This window comes from Novilysobacter selenitireducens, from assembly GCF_020026895.1.
GTDB classification, from domain to species: Bacteria; Pseudomonadota; Gammaproteobacteria; order Xanthomonadales; family Xanthomonadaceae; genus Lysobacter_C; species Lysobacter_C selenitireducens.
In genome coordinates this window covers 383,543-402,296 of the sequence record NZ_JAINZW010000002.1, presented here as the reverse complement: position 1 = coordinate 402,296, position 18,754 = coordinate 383,543, and the positions used below count along the sequence as shown (strand labels likewise).

General features: G+C 69.0%; 13 protein-coding genes. 9 read left to right on the top strand and 4 right to left on the bottom strand.

What is annotated here, in order from left to right:
* Window position 1 precedes the first annotated feature (1 nt).
* The 8 genes from K6753_RS05625 (at window position 2) to K6753_RS05590 (ending at window position 9,034) form a co-directional block, all read left to right on the top strand.
* Window positions 2-1,027 (top strand): amidohydrolase family protein, encoded by a 1,026-nt coding sequence (locus tag K6753_RS05625; RefSeq protein ID WP_223675226.1) that lies wholly within the window; start codon window positions 2-4, stop codon window positions 1,025-1,027.
* 223 nt (window positions 1,028-1,250) lie between these two features.
* Window positions 1,251-2,522: a kynureninase gene (kynU, locus tag K6753_RS05620; RefSeq protein WP_223675224.1), complete on the top strand. Its 1,272-nt coding sequence runs from the start codon at window positions 1,251-1,253 to the stop codon at window positions 2,520-2,522.
* Entirely contained in the window at window positions 2,515-3,891 is a 1,377-nt protein-coding gene (locus K6753_RS05615; protein ID WP_223675222.1) for an FAD-dependent oxidoreductase, read from the top strand. Before kynU ends, K6753_RS05615 begins: the two co-directional genes overlap by 8 nt.
* 70 nt (window positions 3,892-3,961) lie before the next feature.
* Window positions 3,962-5,410: an exodeoxyribonuclease I gene (gene sbcB / locus K6753_RS05610; protein ID WP_223675221.1), complete on the top strand. Its 1,449-nt coding sequence runs from the start codon at window positions 3,962-3,964 to the stop codon at window positions 5,408-5,410.
* Window positions 5,411-5,451: 41 nt separating this feature from the next.
* Complete coding sequence (locus K6753_RS05605) at window positions 5,452-6,138, top strand: DUF2461 domain-containing protein (protein WP_223675220.1); 687 nt, start codon at window positions 5,452-5,454, stop codon at window positions 6,136-6,138.
* A 180-nt stretch (window positions 6,139-6,318) separates the two neighbouring features.
* Window positions 6,319-7,179 (top strand): alpha/beta hydrolase family protein, encoded by an 861-nt coding sequence (locus K6753_RS05600; protein WP_223675219.1) that lies wholly within the window; start codon window positions 6,319-6,321, stop codon window positions 7,177-7,179.
* A gap of 11 nt (window positions 7,180-7,190) precedes the next feature.
* Window positions 7,191-8,378 carry a DUF4785 domain-containing protein gene (locus K6753_RS05595; protein WP_223675218.1) on the top strand — a complete coding sequence of 396 codons (1,188 nt, stop codon included), beginning with the start codon at window positions 7,191-7,193 and terminating at the stop codon, window positions 8,376-8,378.
* 95 nt (window positions 8,379-8,473) lie between these two features.
* Window positions 8,474-9,034, top strand: coding sequence for a DUF2939 domain-containing protein (locus tag K6753_RS05590; RefSeq protein WP_223675217.1), 561 nt, complete (start codon window positions 8,474-8,476; stop codon window positions 9,032-9,034).
* A 154-nt stretch (window positions 9,035-9,188) separates the two neighbouring features.
* Here K6753_RS05590 and K6753_RS05585 read toward each other — a convergent pair whose 3' ends face one another.
* The 4 genes from K6753_RS05585 to K6753_RS05570 form a co-directional block, all read right to left on the bottom strand.
* Window positions 9,189-10,097 (bottom strand): 5'-nucleotidase, encoded by a 909-nt coding sequence (locus K6753_RS05585; RefSeq protein ID WP_223675213.1) that lies wholly within the window; start codon window positions 10,095-10,097, stop codon window positions 9,189-9,191.
* A 173-nt stretch (window positions 10,098-10,270) separates the two neighbouring features.
* Window positions 10,271-11,044, bottom strand: coding sequence for an NAD kinase (locus tag K6753_RS05580; protein ID WP_223675211.1), 774 nt, complete (start codon window positions 11,042-11,044; stop codon window positions 10,271-10,273).
* Window positions 11,045-11,284: 240 nt separating this feature from the next.
* The gene (locus K6753_RS05575) at window positions 11,285-16,135 is read right to left on the bottom strand and encodes an NAD-glutamate dehydrogenase (protein WP_425492082.1); all 4,851 of its coding nucleotides are present in this window, start codon (window positions 16,133-16,135) and stop codon (window positions 11,285-11,287) included.
* 317 nt (window positions 16,136-16,452) lie between these two features.
* Window positions 16,453-17,613: an acyl-CoA dehydrogenase family protein gene (locus K6753_RS05570; protein WP_223675208.1), complete on the bottom strand. Its 1,161-nt coding sequence runs from the start codon at window positions 17,611-17,613 to the stop codon at window positions 16,453-16,455.
* Between the two features lie 167 nt (window positions 17,614-17,780).
* Between K6753_RS05570 and K6753_RS05565 the strand changes: the two genes are divergently transcribed.
* On the top strand, window positions 17,781-18,716 hold the full coding sequence (locus K6753_RS05565) for an ArsR/SmtB family transcription factor (protein ID WP_223675207.1): 936 nt from the start codon (window positions 17,781-17,783) through the stop codon (window positions 18,714-18,716).
* Window positions 18,717-18,754 lie beyond the last annotated feature (38 nt).

Here is an 18,754-nt window from a genome sequence, read left to right as displayed (position 1 = left end):
CATGCTGAAGATCGACATCCACGCCCATTACCTTCCGCGCGACTGGCCGGACCTGGCGCGCAAGTACGGCGACGACCGGTTCCCGGTCATCCACCACACCGAGGACGGGCGCCACCGCATCTACAAGGACGGCAAGTTCTTCCGCGAGATCTGGTCCAAGACCTGGGATGCGCAGGAGCGCATCGACGACTACGCGCGCTTCGGGGTGCAGGTGCAGGTCATCAGCACGGTGCCGGTGATGTTCAGCTACTGGGCCAAGCCGCACCACGCGCTGGAGCTGCACCAGGCGCTCAACGACCACATGGCCGAAACCTGCCGCGCCCACCCGCGCCACTACGCCGGCATCGGCACGGTGCCCCTGCAGTCGCCGCGCCTGGCGGTGCAGGAGCTGGAGCGCTGCATGGACCAGCTGGGCCTGCAGGGCGTGCAGATCGGCAGCCACGTCAACTGCGCGTCGGGCCAGCACTGGAACCTGGATGCGCCGGAGCTGTTCGAGTTCTTCCAGGCCGCCAACGACCTGGGCGCGGCGATCCTCGTCCACCCGTGGGACATGATGGGCACCGACACGATGCCCAAGTACTGGCTGCCCTGGCTGGTGGGCATGCCGGCCGAGCAGTCGCGCGCGGCCTGCAGCCTGGTCTTCGGCGGCGTGATGGAGCGCCTGCCCAAGCTGAAGGTCTGCATGGCCCACGGCGGCGGCAGCTTTCCCTACACCATCGGGCGCATCGAGCACGGCTTCAACATGCGCCCGGACCTCGTGGCCACCGACAACCCGCGCAACCCGCGCGAGTACCTGGACCGGTTCTTCTTCGACTCCTGGGTGGCCGACGACCACGCCCTGCGCTACCTGCTCGACACCTGCGGCGTGGACCGGGTGATGCTCGGTACCGACTACCCGTTCCCGCTGGGCGAGCAGGAGCCCGGCGCCGGCATCGCGTCGCTCGGCCTGGACGAGAAGGAGCAGGCGCGGCTGTACCACGGCACGGCGCTGGAGTGGCTGGGGCTGCCGAAGTCGCGGTTTGCCTGATCGTGGGACGACGTTCGCATCCACGCTCGCGCGAGACTTCCAGTCCGTCATCCCGGCGAAAGCCGGGATCCATCTTCAAGTGCACGCCGCAAACCGTTGGCTGGAAGGAGTCCACGTCAAAGTGGATCCCGGCCTTCGCCGGGATGACGACGTCCACAGGCCCTATCAGCATCGACTTCCAGAGGCGGCGTGACGCCTTGCAACCCAACATGACGATCGCACAGTGACCGACCTCTTCACCGACACCCACGCCGCCGCGCTCGACGCCAACGACCCGTTGCCGACACTGCGCAGCGAGTTCCACATCCCCCGCCACGGCGACACGGAACAGGCCTACTTCGTCGGCAACTCACTGGGCCTGCAGCCGCGGGGCGCGCGTGCGCATGTCGAGGAGGTGCTGGACAAGTGGGCGACCGAGGCGGTGGAGGGCCACTTCACCGGCAGCGCGCAGTGGATGACCTACCACGAGCTGGTGCGCGAACCGCTGGCGCGCCTGGTCGGCGCAGAGCCGATCGAGGTGGTGGCGATGAACTCGCTGACCGCCAACCTGCACCTGATGATGGCCAGCTTCTATCGGCCGACCCGCGAACGCCCTGCGATCCTGATCGAAGCCGGTGCGTTTCCCTCCGACCGGCACGCGGTCGCCTCGCAGGTCGGGTTCCACGGCTTCGATCCGGACACCGACCTGATAGAGCTGGCGCCGGATGGCCCCGGCGGCATGTTCACGATGGCGGCGATCGAGCGCGCGATCGCCGAGCACGGCCCGCGCCTGGCGCTGGTGCTGTGGCCCGGCGTGCAGTACCGCACCGGGCAGGCGTTCGACCTGAAGGAAATCGCGCGACTGGCGCATGCGCAGGGTGCGGTCTGCGGTTTCGACCTGGCGCACGGCGCCGGCAACCTCGATCTCGCCCTGCACGACAGCAATGCCGACTTCGCGGTGTGGTGCCACTACAAGTACGTCAACAGCGGCCCGGGCGCGGTGGCCGGCTGCTTTGTCCATGCACGCCACGCGCACACCGACCGGCCGCGTTTCGCCGGCTGGTGGGGCCATGACGTCAACAGCCGCTTCCGCATGGGGCCGGAGTTCGTGCCGACGCCGGGCGCGGACGGCTGGCAACTGAGCAACCCGCCGATCCTCGGCCTGGCGCCGCTGCGCGCGTCGCTGGACCTGTTCGACCGCGTTGGCATGCCGGCCTTGCGTGCCAAGTCCGGGCGGCTGACGGGCTATCTGGAAAAATTGATCCGAGAGCGCCTCTCCGACCGGCTGGAAATCCTCACTCCGGCGGACCCGGCGCAACGCGGCTGCCAACTGTCGCTGCGCGTGGCCGGCGGCCGCGAGAACGGTCGCGCCCTGTTCGCGCATCTCGCCGACAACGGCGTGCTGGGCGACTGGCGCGAACCCGACGTCATCCGCATCTCCCCTGCCCCGCTCTACAACACGCATGCCGACATCCTCCGGTTCGCGCGCACGGTCGAGGGCTGGCGCCATGGCTGACCGCCACCTCACCATCGTCGGCGCCGGGCTGGCCGGTGCACTGCTGGCCACGCTGCTTGCGCGGCGCGGCTGGTCGGTCGACGTCTACGAAAAGCGTGGCGACCCGCGGCTCAAGGGGTACGAGGGTGGCCGGTCGATCAACCTGGCGTTGGCCGAACGCGGCCGCCACGCATTGCAGTTGGCCGGTGCGGACGAAGCCGTCATGACCCACGCGGTGATGATGCGCGGACGCATGGTGCACTTCGCTGACGGCCACACCGACCTGCAGCGCTACGGCCGGGACGACAGCGAGGTGATCTGGTCCGTCCACCGCGGCGAGCTCAACATCACACTGCTCGACATCGCCGAGCAGGCTGGCGCGCGCATCCACTTCCATCGTGGACTTGAGCGGGTCGATTTCGATGCGGAGAAGGCCACGTTCCTGGACCCGCGCGACGGGCGCGAGCACGAGGTTACCTTCAAGGCGCTGGTCGGCGCCGACGGCGCCGGCTCCACGCTGCGGCGCCAGATGGCGGCCTGCACGGAACTGGGCGAGCGCACCGACTTTCTCGGCCACTCCTACAAGGAACTGGAGATCCCGCCCGCCGCCGACGGCGGATTCCGCATCGAGCCCAATGCCCTGCACATCTGGCCGCGCGGCCGGTACATGTGCATCGCGCTGCCCAACGACGAACGCACCTTCACCGTCACCCTGTTCCTGCCCAACGAGTCCGAGCGCCCGGGCGACCCGAGCTTCGAGAACGTACGCAATGGCGACGAGGCGCGCGTCCTGTTCGAACGCGATTTCGCCGACGCATTGCCGCTGATCCCGCAGCTGGAGCAGGACTTCGAGCGCAACCCGGCCGGCCTGCTGGCCACCCTGTACCTGGACCGCTGGCACCTGGACGGCCGCGCGGTGCTGGTGGGCGATGCCGCGCACGCGATGGTGCCGTTCCACGGCCAGGGCATGAACTGCGCGTTCGAGGACTGCGTGGCGCTGGCCGACCACCTCGAACGTGCCGACGGGTGCGCCGACGCGTTCGCCGCGTTCCAGGCCGAGCGGCTGCCCAATGCCCGTGCCATCCAGGCGATGGCGCTGGAGAACTACCTGGAAATGCGCGACCGCGTCGACGATGACGACTACCTGCTGCAGCGGGCGCTCGAGCGTGCACTGGCAGAGCGCCACCCGGACCGCTTCGTCCCGCGCTACTCGATGGTGACCTTCAGGCGACTGCCGTATGCCATCGCCTTCGAGCGCGGCCAAGTGCAGCGCGAGCTGCTGGTGGAGCTGACGCGCGGGCATTCGAGCCTCGATACGATCGACTGGGAGGCCGTCGATGCGACCGTATGCGAACGCCTGTCGCCGCTGCCCATTGACGAAGCCCTGTAGGAGCGACGTGGGTCGCGACCGCCACACGCCACTGAATCCAAGTCGCGCCTGCAAGCAGGGAGCGTAAGCAATGCCCGCCAGCTTCCTCTTCTACGACCTGGAAACATTCGGCTCCGATCCGCGCACGACGCGCATCGCGCAGTTCGCCGCGATCCGCACCGACGCCGACCTCAACCCGGTCGACGAGCCGATCAGCTTCTTCGTCAAGCCCGCCGACGACCTGCTGCCCTCGCCCGGCGCGACGCTGGTGACCGGCATCACGCCGCAGCAGGCCATGGCCGATGGCGTCAGCGAGGCCGAGGCGTTCGCGCGGATCATCGACGAGATGGCCCGGCCGGAAACCTGCACGCTGGGGTACAACTCGATCCGCTTCGACGACGAGTTCATCCGCCACGGCCTGTTCCGGAACTTCCACGACCCGTACGAGCGCGAGTGGCGCGGCGGCAACTCGCGCTGGGACCTACTGGACGTCATGCGGCTGGCGCACGCACTGCGCCCTGACGGCCTGGTGTGGCCCAAGCGCGAGGACGGCGCGACCTCGTTCAAGCTCGAGCACCTGGCGATCGCCAACGGCGTTCGCGAGGGCGACGCCCACGAGGCGCTGTCGGACGTGCGTGCGCTGATCGGACTGGCGCGCCGTCTACGCGAGTCGCAACCGCGGCTCTGGGAGTACGCATTGAAGCTGCGCGACAAGCGATTTGCCGCGCGCATGCTCGACCCCACCGCGATGCAGCCGGTGTTGCACGTCTCGCAGCGGTTCCCGGCCAGCCGCCTGTGCGCAGCCCCGATCCTGCCGTTGGCGCGACATCCGTACATCGACAGCCGGGTGATCGCCTTCGATCTCGCGCAATCGCCCGAGCGTTTGCTCTCGCTGTCGCCCGACGAGATTTCCGACCGGCTGTACACGCCCGCCGCCGACCTGCCCGAGGGCGAGGAGCGCATCGCCCTCAAGGAGATCCACCTCAACCGCTGCCCGGCGCTGGTGGACTGGTCGCACCTGCGCGAGGCCGACTTCACGCGCCTGGGCATCGACACGGCCCGCGTGGACGACCACTCCCGACAGTTGCGCGATGCAGGGCCGGCGCTGGCCGAGAAGGTCCGCCAGGTGTTCGGTGCCACGCGCGAGCGCACCCCATCCGACCCGGATGCCGCGCTGTACGACGGCTTCCTGGCCGAGGGCGACAAGCGGCTGCTGGCCGAGGTCCGTACCACGCCGCCCGAGGCCTTGGGTACCCGCGCGTTCGGCTTCCGCGATGCGCGCCTGCCCGAGCTTCTGCTGCGCTACCGCGCCCGCAACTGGCCGGGCAGCCTCTCGGCCAGCGAACAGGCGCGCTGGGACGAGTACCGCCGTCGGCGGCTGCGCAGCGATGCCGGCCTGTCGGAATACACGTTCGAGCGGTTCGATGCGGAGCTGGCGGCGATGCGCGCGAACTGCGTGGCCGCAGGCAATAGCCGTGGTTTGGGGCTGCTCGACCACCTCGAGGCCTGGCGGCACGATCTCGACGCTGGCCTGACCTGACGCGCGCGACACTGCCCGCCGGTTTCCGCCCCAGGCACGCCATGGCCGCGTACTTCAGCGACGAAAGTTACCGTTTCCTGCGCCGACTGGCGCGCAACAACAACCGCCCCTGGTTCCACGCGCACAAGGCCGAATACGAGGCGCATGTGCGCGAACCGTTCCAGCGCCTGCTCACCGACCTGCAGCCGGTGGTGGCAGAGATCAGCCCGCACTACCGGGCCGAGCCGAAAACCGTGGGCGGATCGCTGTTCCGCATCCAGCGCGACACCCGCTTCGCCAACGACAAGACGCCCTACAAGTCGTGGCAGGGCGCACGGCTGTTCCACGAGCGCAGCCGCCAGGTCAGCGCGCCCTCGTTCTACCTGCACCTGCAGGAAGGCCGGTGCTTCATCGGCGCCGGCTTGTGGCACCCCGACACGCCGACCCTGCGCCGCATCCGCCAGTTCATCCTCGACAACCCGGACAGCTGGAAAGCCGCCAGCCGCGGCTCGGCGTTCCGCAAGCGGTTCGACCTGGACGAGAGCGACATGCTGGTGCGGATGCCGCGCGGCTACCCGGCCGACTCCGAGTTCGCCGACGACCTGCGGCGCAAGAACCACGTCGCCGTCGCAAGCATCGACGATGCCGTGATGACCGGCCCCGCGTTGCTGAAGACGTTGGAGCGCGACCTGAAGTCCCTCGCCCCGTTCGTCGACTATCTCTGCGCCGCGCTCGATCTGGAGTTCTGAGCGACGCCCGTCCCAGTTCCATCGCCTGAACAGGCGTTCTCCCGCACTGCGGCATGACACCGCCTCGGCGCACCCCGATAGTCCGCCCCGATACGCCGGCGCATGGATGACCGCCGGGGGACCGCGCAACGGATGGCAGGAGGCCGACGGACTGCGCCTTTGGGGATCAGGGAGGGGAACATGCGCAAGTATCTTTGGGCGGCCGCGCTGGCCGCCTTGCCGGCCGTGGCCGTCCAGGCCAACACCGGCGTCGCGTTCGTGCACGGCACCGGGCAGCAGAGCAACGCCTACCAGGACTACTGGACGCCGACGATGGTCGACTCGGTCCGGCAGGGCCTGTCGAACCCGGCCAACTACACCGTCATCAACTGCGACTTCACCCGCTACATGTGGGACGACGGCGCGGCCGGGTGCTTGGCCGGCCAGCTCACGACGTTCATCCAGAACCGCGGCATCACCCGGCTCGTAGTGATCACGCACTCCAACGGCGGCAACGTGATGCGCTGGATCCTGTCCAACCCGACCTGGGACAGCCGCTACCCCGCCATCGTCGACCGTGTGGTGCGCATCAATGCGCTGGCACCGTCGTCGGCCGGCACGCCTCTGGCGGACGCGGTGATGAACGGCAACGTGTTCGAACAGTCGCTCGGCTGGCTGCTGGGTTACGCCTCGGACGCAGTGCGCCAGCAGCAGGAAAGCTGGATGGCGTACTACAACGGCAACTACCTCTACGGTACGGCCGGCCGCCCCGCCCTGCCCCGCGTGTTCCGCAGCGTGGTCGGCAGCGATGTCGATTCGGCGGTCTGGGACCCTGACAGCTATTGCGGCGGTTACGCCGAGAACGTCGGACTGGAGACGACGCAATGGTGGCTGGACTCGTGCTCGGACGGGTTCCTCGAATGCGCCAGCCAGTCGGCCGCCGGCACCGTGTGGTTCACCGACAAGTCGCGCATGGCCGGGCGCGAGCCGCTGAGCCACAACCAGAGCCGGCGCCCGTGCTTCGGGCTGAACACCATCCTGCGCAACGACCTGGGCCAGTGAGGAGACCGACCATGAAAACCATCACGAATGTCTCCGCCCTCGCCCTGCTGACGTGCGCCCTCGCGGCGTATGCGCAGACGCCCACCACGCCGATGCTGCCCAGCGGAGGCCGCGACATGACACCGCTGCGTGCGGTACAGGCGCCCCCGCCGTCAAGGAACGTCGAGCGTGCGCCGGTCCGGTACAGCTGGCGTATCGATCCGGGTGCCGACATCGCCGCACCGCAGCCCCATGTCACCGAAAGCCGCGAGTACTGGAAGACTGTCGACGCCGCCGAGCTGCAACGCGGTGTCGCACTGCAGGCCACCGCGCCGGGTGCGCTGGTCCGGGTCAGCCCGGCCGCAGGCGCAGCTCCGGTGGATGCCGGGGCCGTACGCGTCACGCGCGGCGGGCGGGCGGTACCACTGGCCCGCCGAAACTCGTCACCGCAATTGCAGGCGGCCGGCCTGGCCGTGCCGGACGGGACCGCAGCCGTGCAGCTAGACCGCAGCGCGGGCGCCGGCGCGTTCTCGGTGCAGGCGTCCGATGCCCGCGGCCGCTACGTGGTGCACGTGTTCGAACCCGAAAGTGACGTTCGGCTGTTCGCCGCGCTCGGCCGCGACCGGGTGCTGGCCGGTGGGCGCGCGGACATCGCGGTCAACCTTCAGGACGGCCCGACACGGATCCGCGGCGTGAAGGCGGGCGGCCTGCTCGTGGCCCCGGATGGACGCACCTGGCCGGTGGCGTTGAAGCCCGGCCGCGACGGCATCCTCCGCGGGCAAGCTTCGGTGCCGGACGACGTCGGCGACGCGCCCGGGCTGTGGGAGGTGCAGGTCTTTGCTGGCGACGGCACGGTCCAGCGCGACGCACGCACCGCGTTCTCGGTGGCGCTGCCCACCGCCCGTCTGGCGGGCGGCTACCGCTTCGATGCACGGCGATTGCAGTTCACGCTGCCGGTCGAGGCCGCATCGCCCGGACGCTACGAAGCGCGCGGCACGCTGTACGCCACCGCGCCCGACGGCGTCGCCCGGCCGGTATCGGTGGCCCACTCGGCGCAATGGATGTCGCCCGGGCGTGGCGACCTGGTGCTGGCGTTCGACCGTGCGCACCTGCCGGCGGGCTACGGAGCGCCTTTCGAACTGCGGCAACTGGAGCTCAATGACCAGTCGCGGATGGCGCCGGTGGAGCGCCGGGAGCGCGCCGCACGCATCGCCCGGTGACATCGACGGGGCCGGCCACTGCGCCGGCCCCGCCTTGACCGCCCCGTCGCCTGAGCCGCTAAGCTGCGGCGGGTCCTGGTTGATCGGAGCGGTGGATGAAGAAGGTTGTCGTGTTGCTGGTCGTGGTGGGCGTGGCCCTGCTGGGCTACGTGGCCGCAGGTCCGTTCCTCACCGTGAATGCGATGCGCAAGGCGGTCGAAGCTCAGAACAGCGCCGCCCTGTCCGAGCACATCGACTTCACCCTGCTGCGCCGCAACCTCAAGGTGCAGGTGGACGACTACCTCGTGCGCCGCGCGGGTCCGGAGGTGCAGTCCCATCCCTTCGGCGCGATCGCCGTCCAGATCGCAAGCGGCGTTGCAGGCAGCGCGGTCGATGCACTCACCACACCGGCGGGGGTGGGCGCGATGATGGAGGGCCGCGGCGTGCTTCACCGCATCACCGGCGGCGGCATCGACCGTACCGACAGTGCCGCGCACCAGGCGCCGCGCAATCCTTTGGAGGACGCTCGCTACGGCTTCGAGTCGCCGTCGCGCTTCACCGCCACCGTCCATGACGAGGCGGGCGACCCGACGGTGTTCGTGCTGACGCGCGAGGGGCTTGCCTGGAAGCTCACTGATATCCGCCTGCCGCTCGACGGGATCGAGGGCGAGCCCTGATCACGCGTGCCCAGGCACGCCAAGCGTTCGCGAATTGCCGTCTGTAGGAGCGGCTTCAGCCGCGAACCCGAACCGTCCGCCTGCGCGGGATCCGATCGCGGCTGAAGCCGCTCCTGCAAACGTTTGGAACCGGGAATTCCGCTGCGCTTCGCCCTCAACGCCGGTTGGCGATCCCGTGCGGCACGTGACCCGCCGCAACCAGTCCGCGCGCCGAGGCGATGTTGTGCTCGGAGTCGTCGAAGAAGATGTCGGCGCCGAACGCCTCCAGGAACGGCCCCTTCGAGCGGCCACCCAGGAACAGCGCCTCGTCCAGCCGGATGCCCCACTCGCGCAGGGTGCGGATCACGCGCTCATGCGCGGGCACCGAACGTGCCGTGACCAGTGCAGTGCGGATGGGCGAATCCAGACCCGGCGGAAACGCCGCCTGCAACCGATGCAACGCATCGAGGAAGCCGCGGAACGGCCCGCCCGACAGGGGCTCGCCGGCGCGGCTGCGCTCGTGCTCGGCGAACGCGGCCAGCCCGCCCTCACGCGAGACCCGCTCGCCCTCGTCGTCGAAGATCACTGCATCGCCGTCGAACGCGATGCGCAGCTGGTCGAAGCGGTGTTGCGGCGCGCTGGCGGGCAGCAACGTCGCAGCGGCGACGCCGGCTTCCAGCGCCTTGGCGACGTCTTCGGCATGCGTCGACAGGAACAGGTCGGCGTTGAACGGGCGGATGTAGGGGAACGGCGGCGCTCCGTTACTGAAGGCGGCGCGCTTGATAGCCAGCCCATGGTGGGCGATGGAGTTGAAGATGCGCAGGCCGGTGTCGGCCGAGTTGCGGGAGATCAGGATGACCTCGACCCGCGGCGCTTCCGGCGGCGAGCCTTCATTGAGCGCCAACAACTTGCGCACCAGCGGAAAGGCGATGCCCGGCGTCAGCAGGTCGTCCTCGCGCTCGCGCTGGAACGCGGCATAGGCCTCGATGCCCTCGGCCTCGAACAGCGCGTGGCTGTCCTCCAGGTCGAACAGGGTGCGCGAGGAGATCGCGACGATCAGCGGATCGGCATTGGCGTCTGGCATGGCGCCATTCTGCACCCGCCGGGTCGCAGGGGGTGCGACGGTGAAGCAGGTATTTCCCACGGATGACACGGATCACGACGGATCGGAATCCGACGTATGCGTCCGATAGACCCCGCAACTGCAGCGATCGGCACGTCTTTGGCCACTTCCGTGCCCATCCGTGGCGAAAATCCTCACCCGCTGGTGAACTGCTCCGCCAGCATCCGCTCCTCGAGGTTGTGCTCGGGGTCGAACAGCAGGGTCACGGTGCGGTCGTGGGACTCGCGGATCATCACCTCGACCACGTCGCGGACCTCGTGGGAATCGGCGGTGGCACTGACCGGGCGCTTGTACGGGTCCAGCACGCGGAAGCGCACCTCGGTATCGGCCTTGATCACCGCGCCGCGCCAGCGCCGCGGACGGAAGGCGGCGATCGGGGTCAGCGCCACGACGTTGGTGCCCAGCGGCAGGATCGGGCCGTGCGCGGAAAAGTTGTAGGCGGTGCTGCCGGCCGGGGTCGCCACCATCACACCGTCGCAGATCAGCTCGTCGAGCCGGACCTGGCCGTTGAGTTCGATCGACAGGTGCGCGGCCTGGCGCGTCTGGCGCAGCAGCGAGACCTCGTTGTAGGCGAGCGAGCCGACCGATGCGCCGGATTCGGTCTGCGCCACCATCTCCAGCGGCCGCAGCACCGCCGGCTCGGCCGCGTGCAGGCGCTCGACCAGGCCATCGACCCGCTGTTGGTTCATCAGGAAACCCACGGTGCCCAGCTTCATGCCGTACACCGGCTTGCCCAGGCTGCCGTGGCGGTGGAGCGTCTGCAGCATGAAGCCGTCGCCGCCCAACGCCACCAGGATGTCGGCGTCTTCCGGCGCGTGGTCGCCGTGCAGCTTGACCAGTTCGGCGCACGCACGTTGCGCGTCTTCAGCGCGGCTGGCAAGGAAGGCGATACGCGGCGTCGAGTCCATGGACGGCTCCGTGGGCGAAGGCGGCAGGATAACCCGCAGGCCGGCGAGGCCCCAGCCCGCGCCAGCACTGTAGGAGCGGCATCAGCCGCGATCGGATGGCACACCGGGGAACCGGCTCCGGTTCGCGGCTGAAGCCGCTCCTACAGGGGGCCGCAGCCCGGGTACGCAAAGCGCACCCGGGAAGTCGTCACCGCAGCGCCGCCCCGGCCATCCCGGGTGCTGCCTGCTGCCTTACCCGGGCTACTCCGCGGCGACCTGCGCCAGGCGCCGCACGGCCACCGATACGGTCGGGTAGTCCAGCGCCTTCTGGTTGAGCAGGTCGGCCAGCATCGACTGGGTGAAGCGCAGCGACGGGTTGTCACGCTGCAGCCAGGCGGCGACCTTGTCCTCCGGCGACAGCTTGCCGCCGGCGGCCAGGATCTGGCTGACCAGCGCCCGCTGCTGGTTGCCCAGCTCGTCGCGCAACGCGCCGCGGGCCAAGGCCTGCCAGCGGCCGTCGACCGTCAGCGCTTCCACCTGCTCGTACAGCCACGGCAGGTGTAGGGCCGCACCGAGCGCGAAGTACGCGCGAGCCACGTCGGCCGGCGGCAGCTTGCGGGAGCGGGCGATCTCGACGATGTCGCAGCCGAATTCCAGCAGCGGCAGCGCGGCCAGCTCGTTGGCCAGCGTGGTCGGGAAGCCCTTGTCCTTCCACTCCTTCAGGCGCGCGTCGAACGATTCGCGGCGCACCTGCGACAACACGGCCGGCAACGCCTCGCGCACGGCCTTGAAGCCGTCGCCATAGCGGGCCATCGCGGTGGCGATCTCCGGCATCGCGCCGGGGCGCGACAGCAGCCAGCGCGACATCGTGCGCATCAGCTGCCAGATGGTCTGCAGCGCATCGATCTGAGCGGCCTCGGCCACCTTGCCGTCGAGCGCATCGATCTGCGCCCACAGGTCGCGCGCGTCCAGCGCCTCGCGGGCGATGGTGTAGGCCTCGGCGATCTCGGCCGGGCTGCGGCCGGTGTCCTCCTGCATGCGCATGGCGAAGGTCGCGCCCATGCGGTTGACCATCGAGTTGGTCACCGCGGTGGCGATGATCTCGCGCTTCAGGCGGTGGTCGCCCATGGCCTTGGCGTACTTGTCCTGCAGCGGTTGCGGGAAGTAGCGCACCAGTTCCTTGGACAGGTACGGGTCTTCCGGCACGTCCGACTGCACCAGCTGGTCGAACAGCACCAGCTTCGCGTACGACAGCAGCACCGCCAGCTCCGGGCGGGTCAGGCCCTGGCCACGCGCCTTGCGCTCGGCCAGCTCGGCATCCGACGGCAGGAACTCGATCTGCCGGTCAAGCAGGCCCTGCGACTCCAGCGTGCGGATGAAGTGCTGCTTGGAGCCCAGGCGCGGCACGCTCATCCGCTCCATCAGGCTGATGGCCTGGTTCTGGCGGTAGTTGTCGACCAGCACCAGCTGCTCGACCTCGCCGGTCATCGCCGCCAGCAGTTTGTTGCGGGCCTCGATGGTCAGCTTCTTCTTCTGCACCTGGCCGGTCAGCAGGATCTTGATGTTGACCTCGTGGTCGGAGGTGTCCACGCCGGCGGAGTTGTCGATGAAGTCGGTGTTGAGCAGCACCCCGTGCTGCGCCGCCTCGATGCGGCCCAGCTGGGTCAGGCCCAGGTTGCCGCCCTCGCCCACCACCTTGCAGCGCAGGTCACGGCCGTCGACGCGCAGCGCGTTGTTGGCGCGGTCGCCGACATCGGCATGCGTCTCCTGGCTGCACTTGACGTAGGTGCCGATGCCGCCGTTCCACAGCAGGTCGACCGGCGCCTTGAGGATGGCGCTCATCAGCTGATTCGGGCTGAGGGCGTTGACGTTGCCCTCGATGCCCAGCGCTTCGCGGACTTCCGCCGACACCGGGATCGACTTGAGCGTGCGCGCGTACACGCCACCGCCCTTGCTGATCAGCGTCTTGTCGTAGTCCTCCCAGCTCGAACGCGGCAGCTTGAACATCCGCTGGCGCTCCTTGAAGGTGCGCGCCGCGTCCGGATTCGGGTCCAGGAAGATGTGGCGGTGGTCGAACGCGGCCACCAGCCGGATGTGCTTGCTCAGCAGCATGCCGTTGCCGAAGACGTCACCGGACATGTCGCCGATGCCGACCGCGGTGAAGTCCTGCTTCTGGCTGTCTCTGTCCATGGCGCGGAAATGGCGCTTGACCGACTCCCACGCGCCCTTCGCCGTGATGCCCATGCCCTTGTGGTCATACCCGACCGACCCACCGGAGGCGAACGCGTCGTCCAGCCAGTAGCCGTGCTCGCGCGCGATGCCGTTGGCGATGTCGGAGAACGTGGCCGTGCCCTTGTCCGCGGCGACCACCAGGTACGGGTCGTCCTGGTCGTGGCGCACGACGTTGGCCGGTGGCACGACCTTGCCGTCGACCAGGTTGTCGGTGATGTCCAGCAGCCCGTTGATGAACATGCGGTAGCACGCCACGCCCTCGGCCCAGACCGCATCGCGGTCGCCGCCGGCGGGCGGGCGCTTGCTGATGAAGCCGCCCTTGGAACCGACCGGCACGATCACCGTGTTCTTCACCATCTGCGCCTTCACCAGGCCCAGCACCTCGGTACGGAAGTCCTCGCGGCGGTCCGACCAGCGCAGGCCGCCGCGCGCCACCGGGCCGAAGCGCAGGTGGATGCCCTCCACGCGCGGGCCATAGACGAAGATCTCGCGGTACGGGCGCGGCTTGGGCAGGTCCGGCACCTGGGCGGAGTCGAACTTGTAGCTGACGTAGCCCTTGCCTGCGCCACCGGCGTCGGCCTGGTAGTAGCTGGTGCGCAGCGTGGCGTCGATCACGCCGATGTAGCTGCGCAGGATGCGGTCCTCGTCCAGGCTCGAAACGTTGTCGATGAGCTTGGACAGGGCCTTGCGGGTTGCCTCGACCTGCTCCTCGCGGTTGCCGGTACGCGAGGCGACGACGTGCTCGAGCACCGCCAGCGTGGCCTCGTCACCCGCCGCCAGCGCCTGGAACTGCTGCTGCAGCGTCGCCATGCCGGCCTTGACCTCGGCCTTGCTCTCCTTGCCGGTGGCCGGGTCGAAGCGCGCTTCGAACAGCTCCACCAGCAGGCGCGCCAACAGCGGATAACGCGTCAGCGTTTCCTCGACGTAGGCCTGCGAGAACGGCACGCCGACCTGCTGCAGGTACTTGCAGTACGCACGCAGCATCGCGACCTGCCGCCACGACAGGCCGGCGGCGATGATGAGCCGGTTGAAGCCGTCGTTCTCGGCCTCGCCGCGCCAGATGTGGGCGAACGCCTGCTCGAAGTTCTCATCCAGCGACTCGACGTCGAAGTCGACCGTGGTCTCGACCTCGAAGTCCTGGATGTACATCAGCATGCCGTTGGCATACAGGCGGTACGGGTGCTCGGTGATCACCCGCAGCCCCATGTTCTCCATCATCGGCAGCGCATCCGACAGCGGGATGTCGTCGTGCTGGCGGTAGAACTTGAAGCGCAGGCCACCGGTGCCCTGGTGCGCGCGGAACAGGCTCAGGCCCAGGTCCTGCGGGCTTTCCAGCGCCGCCAGGTGCTCGACGTCGGTGGCGGCGACCTTGGCCGAGATGTTCTCGATGTAGCCAGCCGGCAGTGCGCGGCCGTAGAGGCTGGCCAGCTGCAGGCCGCGCTCCTCGCCGTTGCGCGCGACCAGCTGCTCGCGCAGGTCGTCCTGCCAGTTGCGCACGATCTCGGCCAGTTCGGCCTCGATGGCGGCGTTGTCGACCTGGATCGCCTCGCCCGATTTCGGACGCACCAGCAGGTGCAGCTGCGCCAGCGGCGACTCGCCCAGCACCACGGTGGTGTCGACGTGCTCGCCGTGCAGCACGCGCTTGAGCATCGCTTCGATGCGCAGTCGCACGTCGGTGTTGAAGCGGTCGCGCGGGATGTAGACCAGGCCGGAGAAGAAGCGGCCGTAGCGGTCGCGGCGCAGGAACAGCTTGCTCCGCACGCGCTCCTGCAGGCCAAGGATGCCGGTTGCGGTGCGCAGCAGTTCTTCACCGCTTGACTGGAACAGCTCGTCGCGCGGCAGCGTCTCCAGGATATGGCGCAGCGCCTTGCCGCTGTGGCTGTTGGACGCCAACCCGGACTGGTTCATCACGAACTCGTGGCGCTGGCGCACCACCGGGATGTCCCACGGACGGCGGCTGTACGCGCTGGAGGTGTACAGCCCGAGGAAGCGGTGCTCGCGTACCGGCTTGCCGGCGTTGTCGAACTCCAGCACGCCGATGTAATCCATGTAGCCGGGACGGTGTACGGTCGAGCGCGCATTGGTCTTGGTCAGGATCAGCGCATCCACGGCGCCCGACTGCGGCATGTAATGCGCCGCCAGCGAGGTCAGCGGACGCGGCGTGCCCGTGTCCTTGCCACGCAACAGGCCCAGGCCGGTGCCCTTCACCGCGCACAGCACTTCCTGGCCGCCCTTGTCGGCGACTTCGTACTCGCGGTAGCCCAGGAACGTGAAGTGGTCGCCCGCGGCCCAGCGCAGGAACTCCTGCGCCTCGGTGCGACCGGCCTCGGTGCCCGGCAGCGGCTGGCTCGAAAGCGCATCGGCGACCTCGAACATCCGGCCGCGCATCTCCGACCAGTCGCGGACGATCGAGCGCACGTCGCCCAGCACCGCCTGCACGGCCTGCTCGATCTGCGGCATCGCCTCCGGCGGCTGACGGTCGATTTCCAGGTGCATCAGCGATTCGGGCTTGCCCTGCCCCACGGCCTGCACCCGGCCGGCCTTGTCGCGCTCCAGCGTCACCACCGGATGGCCCAGGACGTGCACCCCGATGCCCAGCTCGGCCAGCGCCATCGTCACTGAGTCGACCAGGAACGGCATGTCGTCGTTGACGATCTGGAGAACGGTGTGCGGCGACTCCCAGCCGTGCGACTTCAGCCCCGGCGTGAACAGGCGCACCCGCGCCGTGCCCGGCTTGCGCGTGCGCGCGAACTCGAGGAAATCCGCCGCCAGCGCGGCCCAGCTGTCGGCGCTGTGCTGAGGCATCTCGTCCTCGCCCATGCGCTGGTAAAACGCCTTGGCAAACGCCTCGGCCTCGGCGGCCGACACGCGCTTGCGCATGGCGGCGATGATCGGCGACAGCGAAACGCTGCCCGCCGGACGGGCGCGGGACGCCGCGGGGGCAGAACGCGCTTCGTTGGTTGGCGTCTCGGCCTTGGGCGTACGCGATTTTCCGGCGACCGGGCGGCTGCTCTTCTTCGGGCTCTTGCGTGCAGTGCTCATGGAATCGTGGGATCCGATGCAATGAGGCCCGCGCTTGCGCACGGGCCAGGGGACGGTTCAGAAGGTGATCGACTTCGCATTGCCGAGTGCCGCGCTCGGGCTTGGCACACCGCATGGCGTGCCACCCCGCAGCAGGCGACCCGGGCCGCGCATGATCAGCGCAGGCCGGTCTCGTTGCGGGCGATGACCAGGCGCTGGATCTCGCTGGTGCCCTCGTAGATCTCGGTGATCTTGGCGTCGCGGAAGTAGCGCTCCAGCGGCATTTCCTTGGAGTAGCCCATGCCGCCGTGGATCTGCACGGCCTGGTGGGTGATCCACATCGCCGCCTCCGACGCGGTGAGCTTGGCGATGGCGGCCTCGTTGCTGAAGCGGCCGCCGGACTTCTCCGCCTCGCCCTTCTGCCAGGCGGCCCGCAGCGTCAGCAGCAGCGACGCATCGAGCTTGCACTTCATGTCGGCGATCTTGGCCTGGGTCATCTGGAACGCACCGATCGGCTGGCCGAACGCCTTGCGCTCCTTCACGTAGTCGAGCGTCGCCTCGTACGCGGCGCGGGCGATGCCGATCGCTTGGCTGGCGATGCCGATGCGGCCGGCGTCCAGCACGCCCATGGCGATCTTGAAACCGTGGCCTTCCTCGCCGAGCACGTCTTCCGGACGGGCGATGTAATCCTCGAATTCGATCTCGCACGTGGCCGATGCGCGGATGCCGAGCTTGGGTTCGGTCTTGCCACGGTGGAAGCCGTCGCGATCGCCGTCGACCAGGAACGCGGTGATGCCGCGCGCACCCTTGTCCGGGTCGGTCATCGCGAACAGCACGAAATACTTGGCGACGGGGCCGGAGGTGATCCAGCTCTTCTTGCCGTTGATCTTGAAGCTGCCATCGGCCTGCTTGACCGCGCGGCAGCGCATGGCCGTGGCGTCGGACCCGGACTGCGGCTCGGTCAGTGCGAAGGCGCCGATCTCCTTGCCCTCGGCGATCGCGCGCACGTAGGTCTGCTTCTGCTCCTCGGTGCCGAACTTCAGGATGCCGTTGCAGAACAGCGAGTTGTTCACCGAGACGATGGTGGAGTGCGCGGCGTCGGCGTGCGCGATTTCCACCATGGCCAGTACGTAGCTGATCGGATCCATGCCGGCGCCGCCGTACTCGGCCGGCACCTCGATGCCCATCAGGCCGTTCTCACCGAGGGTACGGATGTTCTCCAGGGGGAACTCGCCCGTCTGGTCGTGGTGCTCGGCACTGGGCGCGATCTTTTCCTGCGCGATGCGCCGGGCCACGTCCTGGATCATCAACTGCTCTTCGGTGAAACGAAAATCCACGTCGGCACCCTCGGTCGGTCAGTTTCGGACAAGACGCGAATTGTAGCCCCGGGCGCGCCAGAACCCCACTCCATTGCGTCTGCTCGCCGGCGCCGGGGTTGACCCCCGCGGGATGCGGGAGGAGACTTATCGCTGTATCGCGATACGTCGATGAAAGGCAGGATTGAATGGATCTCGAAGGCTGGTCGTCACGCCTGAAGATGTTTGCCGATGCCACGCGCGTACGGCTGCTGGCACTGCTGGAGCACGAGGAGCTGACGGTGGCCGAACTTTCGGCCATTACCCGGCTGGCGCAACCGCGCGTCTCCACCCACCTGTCCAAGCTGAAGGAAGCCGGCTTGGTCCGCGACCGGCGCTCCGGTGTGTCGGCCTATTACCGCTTCGACGATGCCGCGCTGGATGCCCCGCAGCGGGCGCTGTGGCAGACGCTGCGCGAAGGCAGTGACGACCCGCTGCTGCGTCAGGACGCCGAGCGCGTGCCGGGCGTGCTGGCGATGCGCGCCGCCGACCAGAACTGGGCCGATTCGGTGGCCGGCGACATGGAGCGCCACTATTCACCCGGTCGCACGTGGGAGGCGATGGCCCGTTCCGCCCTGCCGCTGCTCGAGCCGGGCGACGTGCTGGACATCGCCTCGGGCGACGGCGTGCTGGCCGAACTGATGGCGCCGCACTCCAACCGCTACGTCTGCCTGGACGCCAGCTCCAAGGTCGTGGCCGCCGCGACCGAGCGCCTGCGCCGCCTGCCCAACGTCGAGGTGCGCGAAGGCGACATGCACGCGCTGCCGCTGGACGACGCCACTTTCGACCTGGTCGCACTGATGCATGCGCTGACCTATGCCGCGCATCCCGCGCAGGCGGTGGCCGAGGCCGCGCGCGTCCTGCGGACCGGCGGCCGCCTGCTGCTGACGAGCCTGGCCAGGCACGAACACCGCGCCGTCGTGGAATCGTTCGGCCACGTCAACCTCGGGTTTTCCGAGAAGGACCTGCGCCGGTTCGTGACGAAGGCCGGAATGGAGATCCTCAGCTGCGGCACCGTCACCCGCGAGCGCCGCCCGCCGCATTTCGAGGTGATCGCGCTGATCGCGCGAAAGCCCTTGGGCTAGGGATCCGCCCGGCGGGACCCTCCATGCCATCCCGAGCA

Coding starts and splice junctions, on each gene's coding strand:
- K6753_RS05580 (WP_223675211.1), bottom strand. CDS start 11,044: ATGGACTCGACGCCGCGTATCGCCTTCCTTGCCAGCCGCGCTGAAGAC.
- K6753_RS05590 (WP_223675217.1), top strand. CDS start 8,474: ATGAAGAAGGTTGTCGTGTTGCTGGTCGTGGTGGGCGTGGCCCTGCTG.
- K6753_RS05585 (WP_223675213.1), bottom strand. CDS start 10,097: ATGCCAGACGCCAATGCCGATCCGCTGATCGTCGCGATCTCCTCGCGC.
- K6753_RS05625 (WP_223675226.1), top strand. CDS start 2: ATGCTGAAGATCGACATCCACGCCCATTACCTTCCGCGCGACTGGCCG.
- K6753_RS05600 (WP_223675219.1), top strand. CDS start 6,319: ATGCGCAAGTATCTTTGGGCGGCCGCGCTGGCCGCCTTGCCGGCCGTG.
- K6753_RS05575 (WP_425492082.1), bottom strand. CDS start 16,135: ATGCGCAAGCGCGTGTCGGCCGCCGAGGCCGAGGCGTTTGCCAAGGCG.
- K6753_RS05615 (WP_223675222.1), top strand. CDS start 2,515: ATGGCTGACCGCCACCTCACCATCGTCGGCGCCGGGCTGGCCGGTGCA.
- K6753_RS05595 (WP_223675218.1), top strand. CDS start 7,191: ATGAAAACCATCACGAATGTCTCCGCCCTCGCCCTGCTGACGTGCGCC.
- K6753_RS05605 (WP_223675220.1), top strand. CDS start 5,452: ATGGCCGCGTACTTCAGCGACGAAAGTTACCGTTTCCTGCGCCGACTG.
- sbcB (WP_223675221.1), top strand. CDS start 3,962: ATGCCCGCCAGCTTCCTCTTCTACGACCTGGAAACATTCGGCTCCGAT.
- K6753_RS05565 (WP_223675207.1), top strand. CDS start 17,781: ATGGATCTCGAAGGCTGGTCGTCACGCCTGAAGATGTTTGCCGATGCC.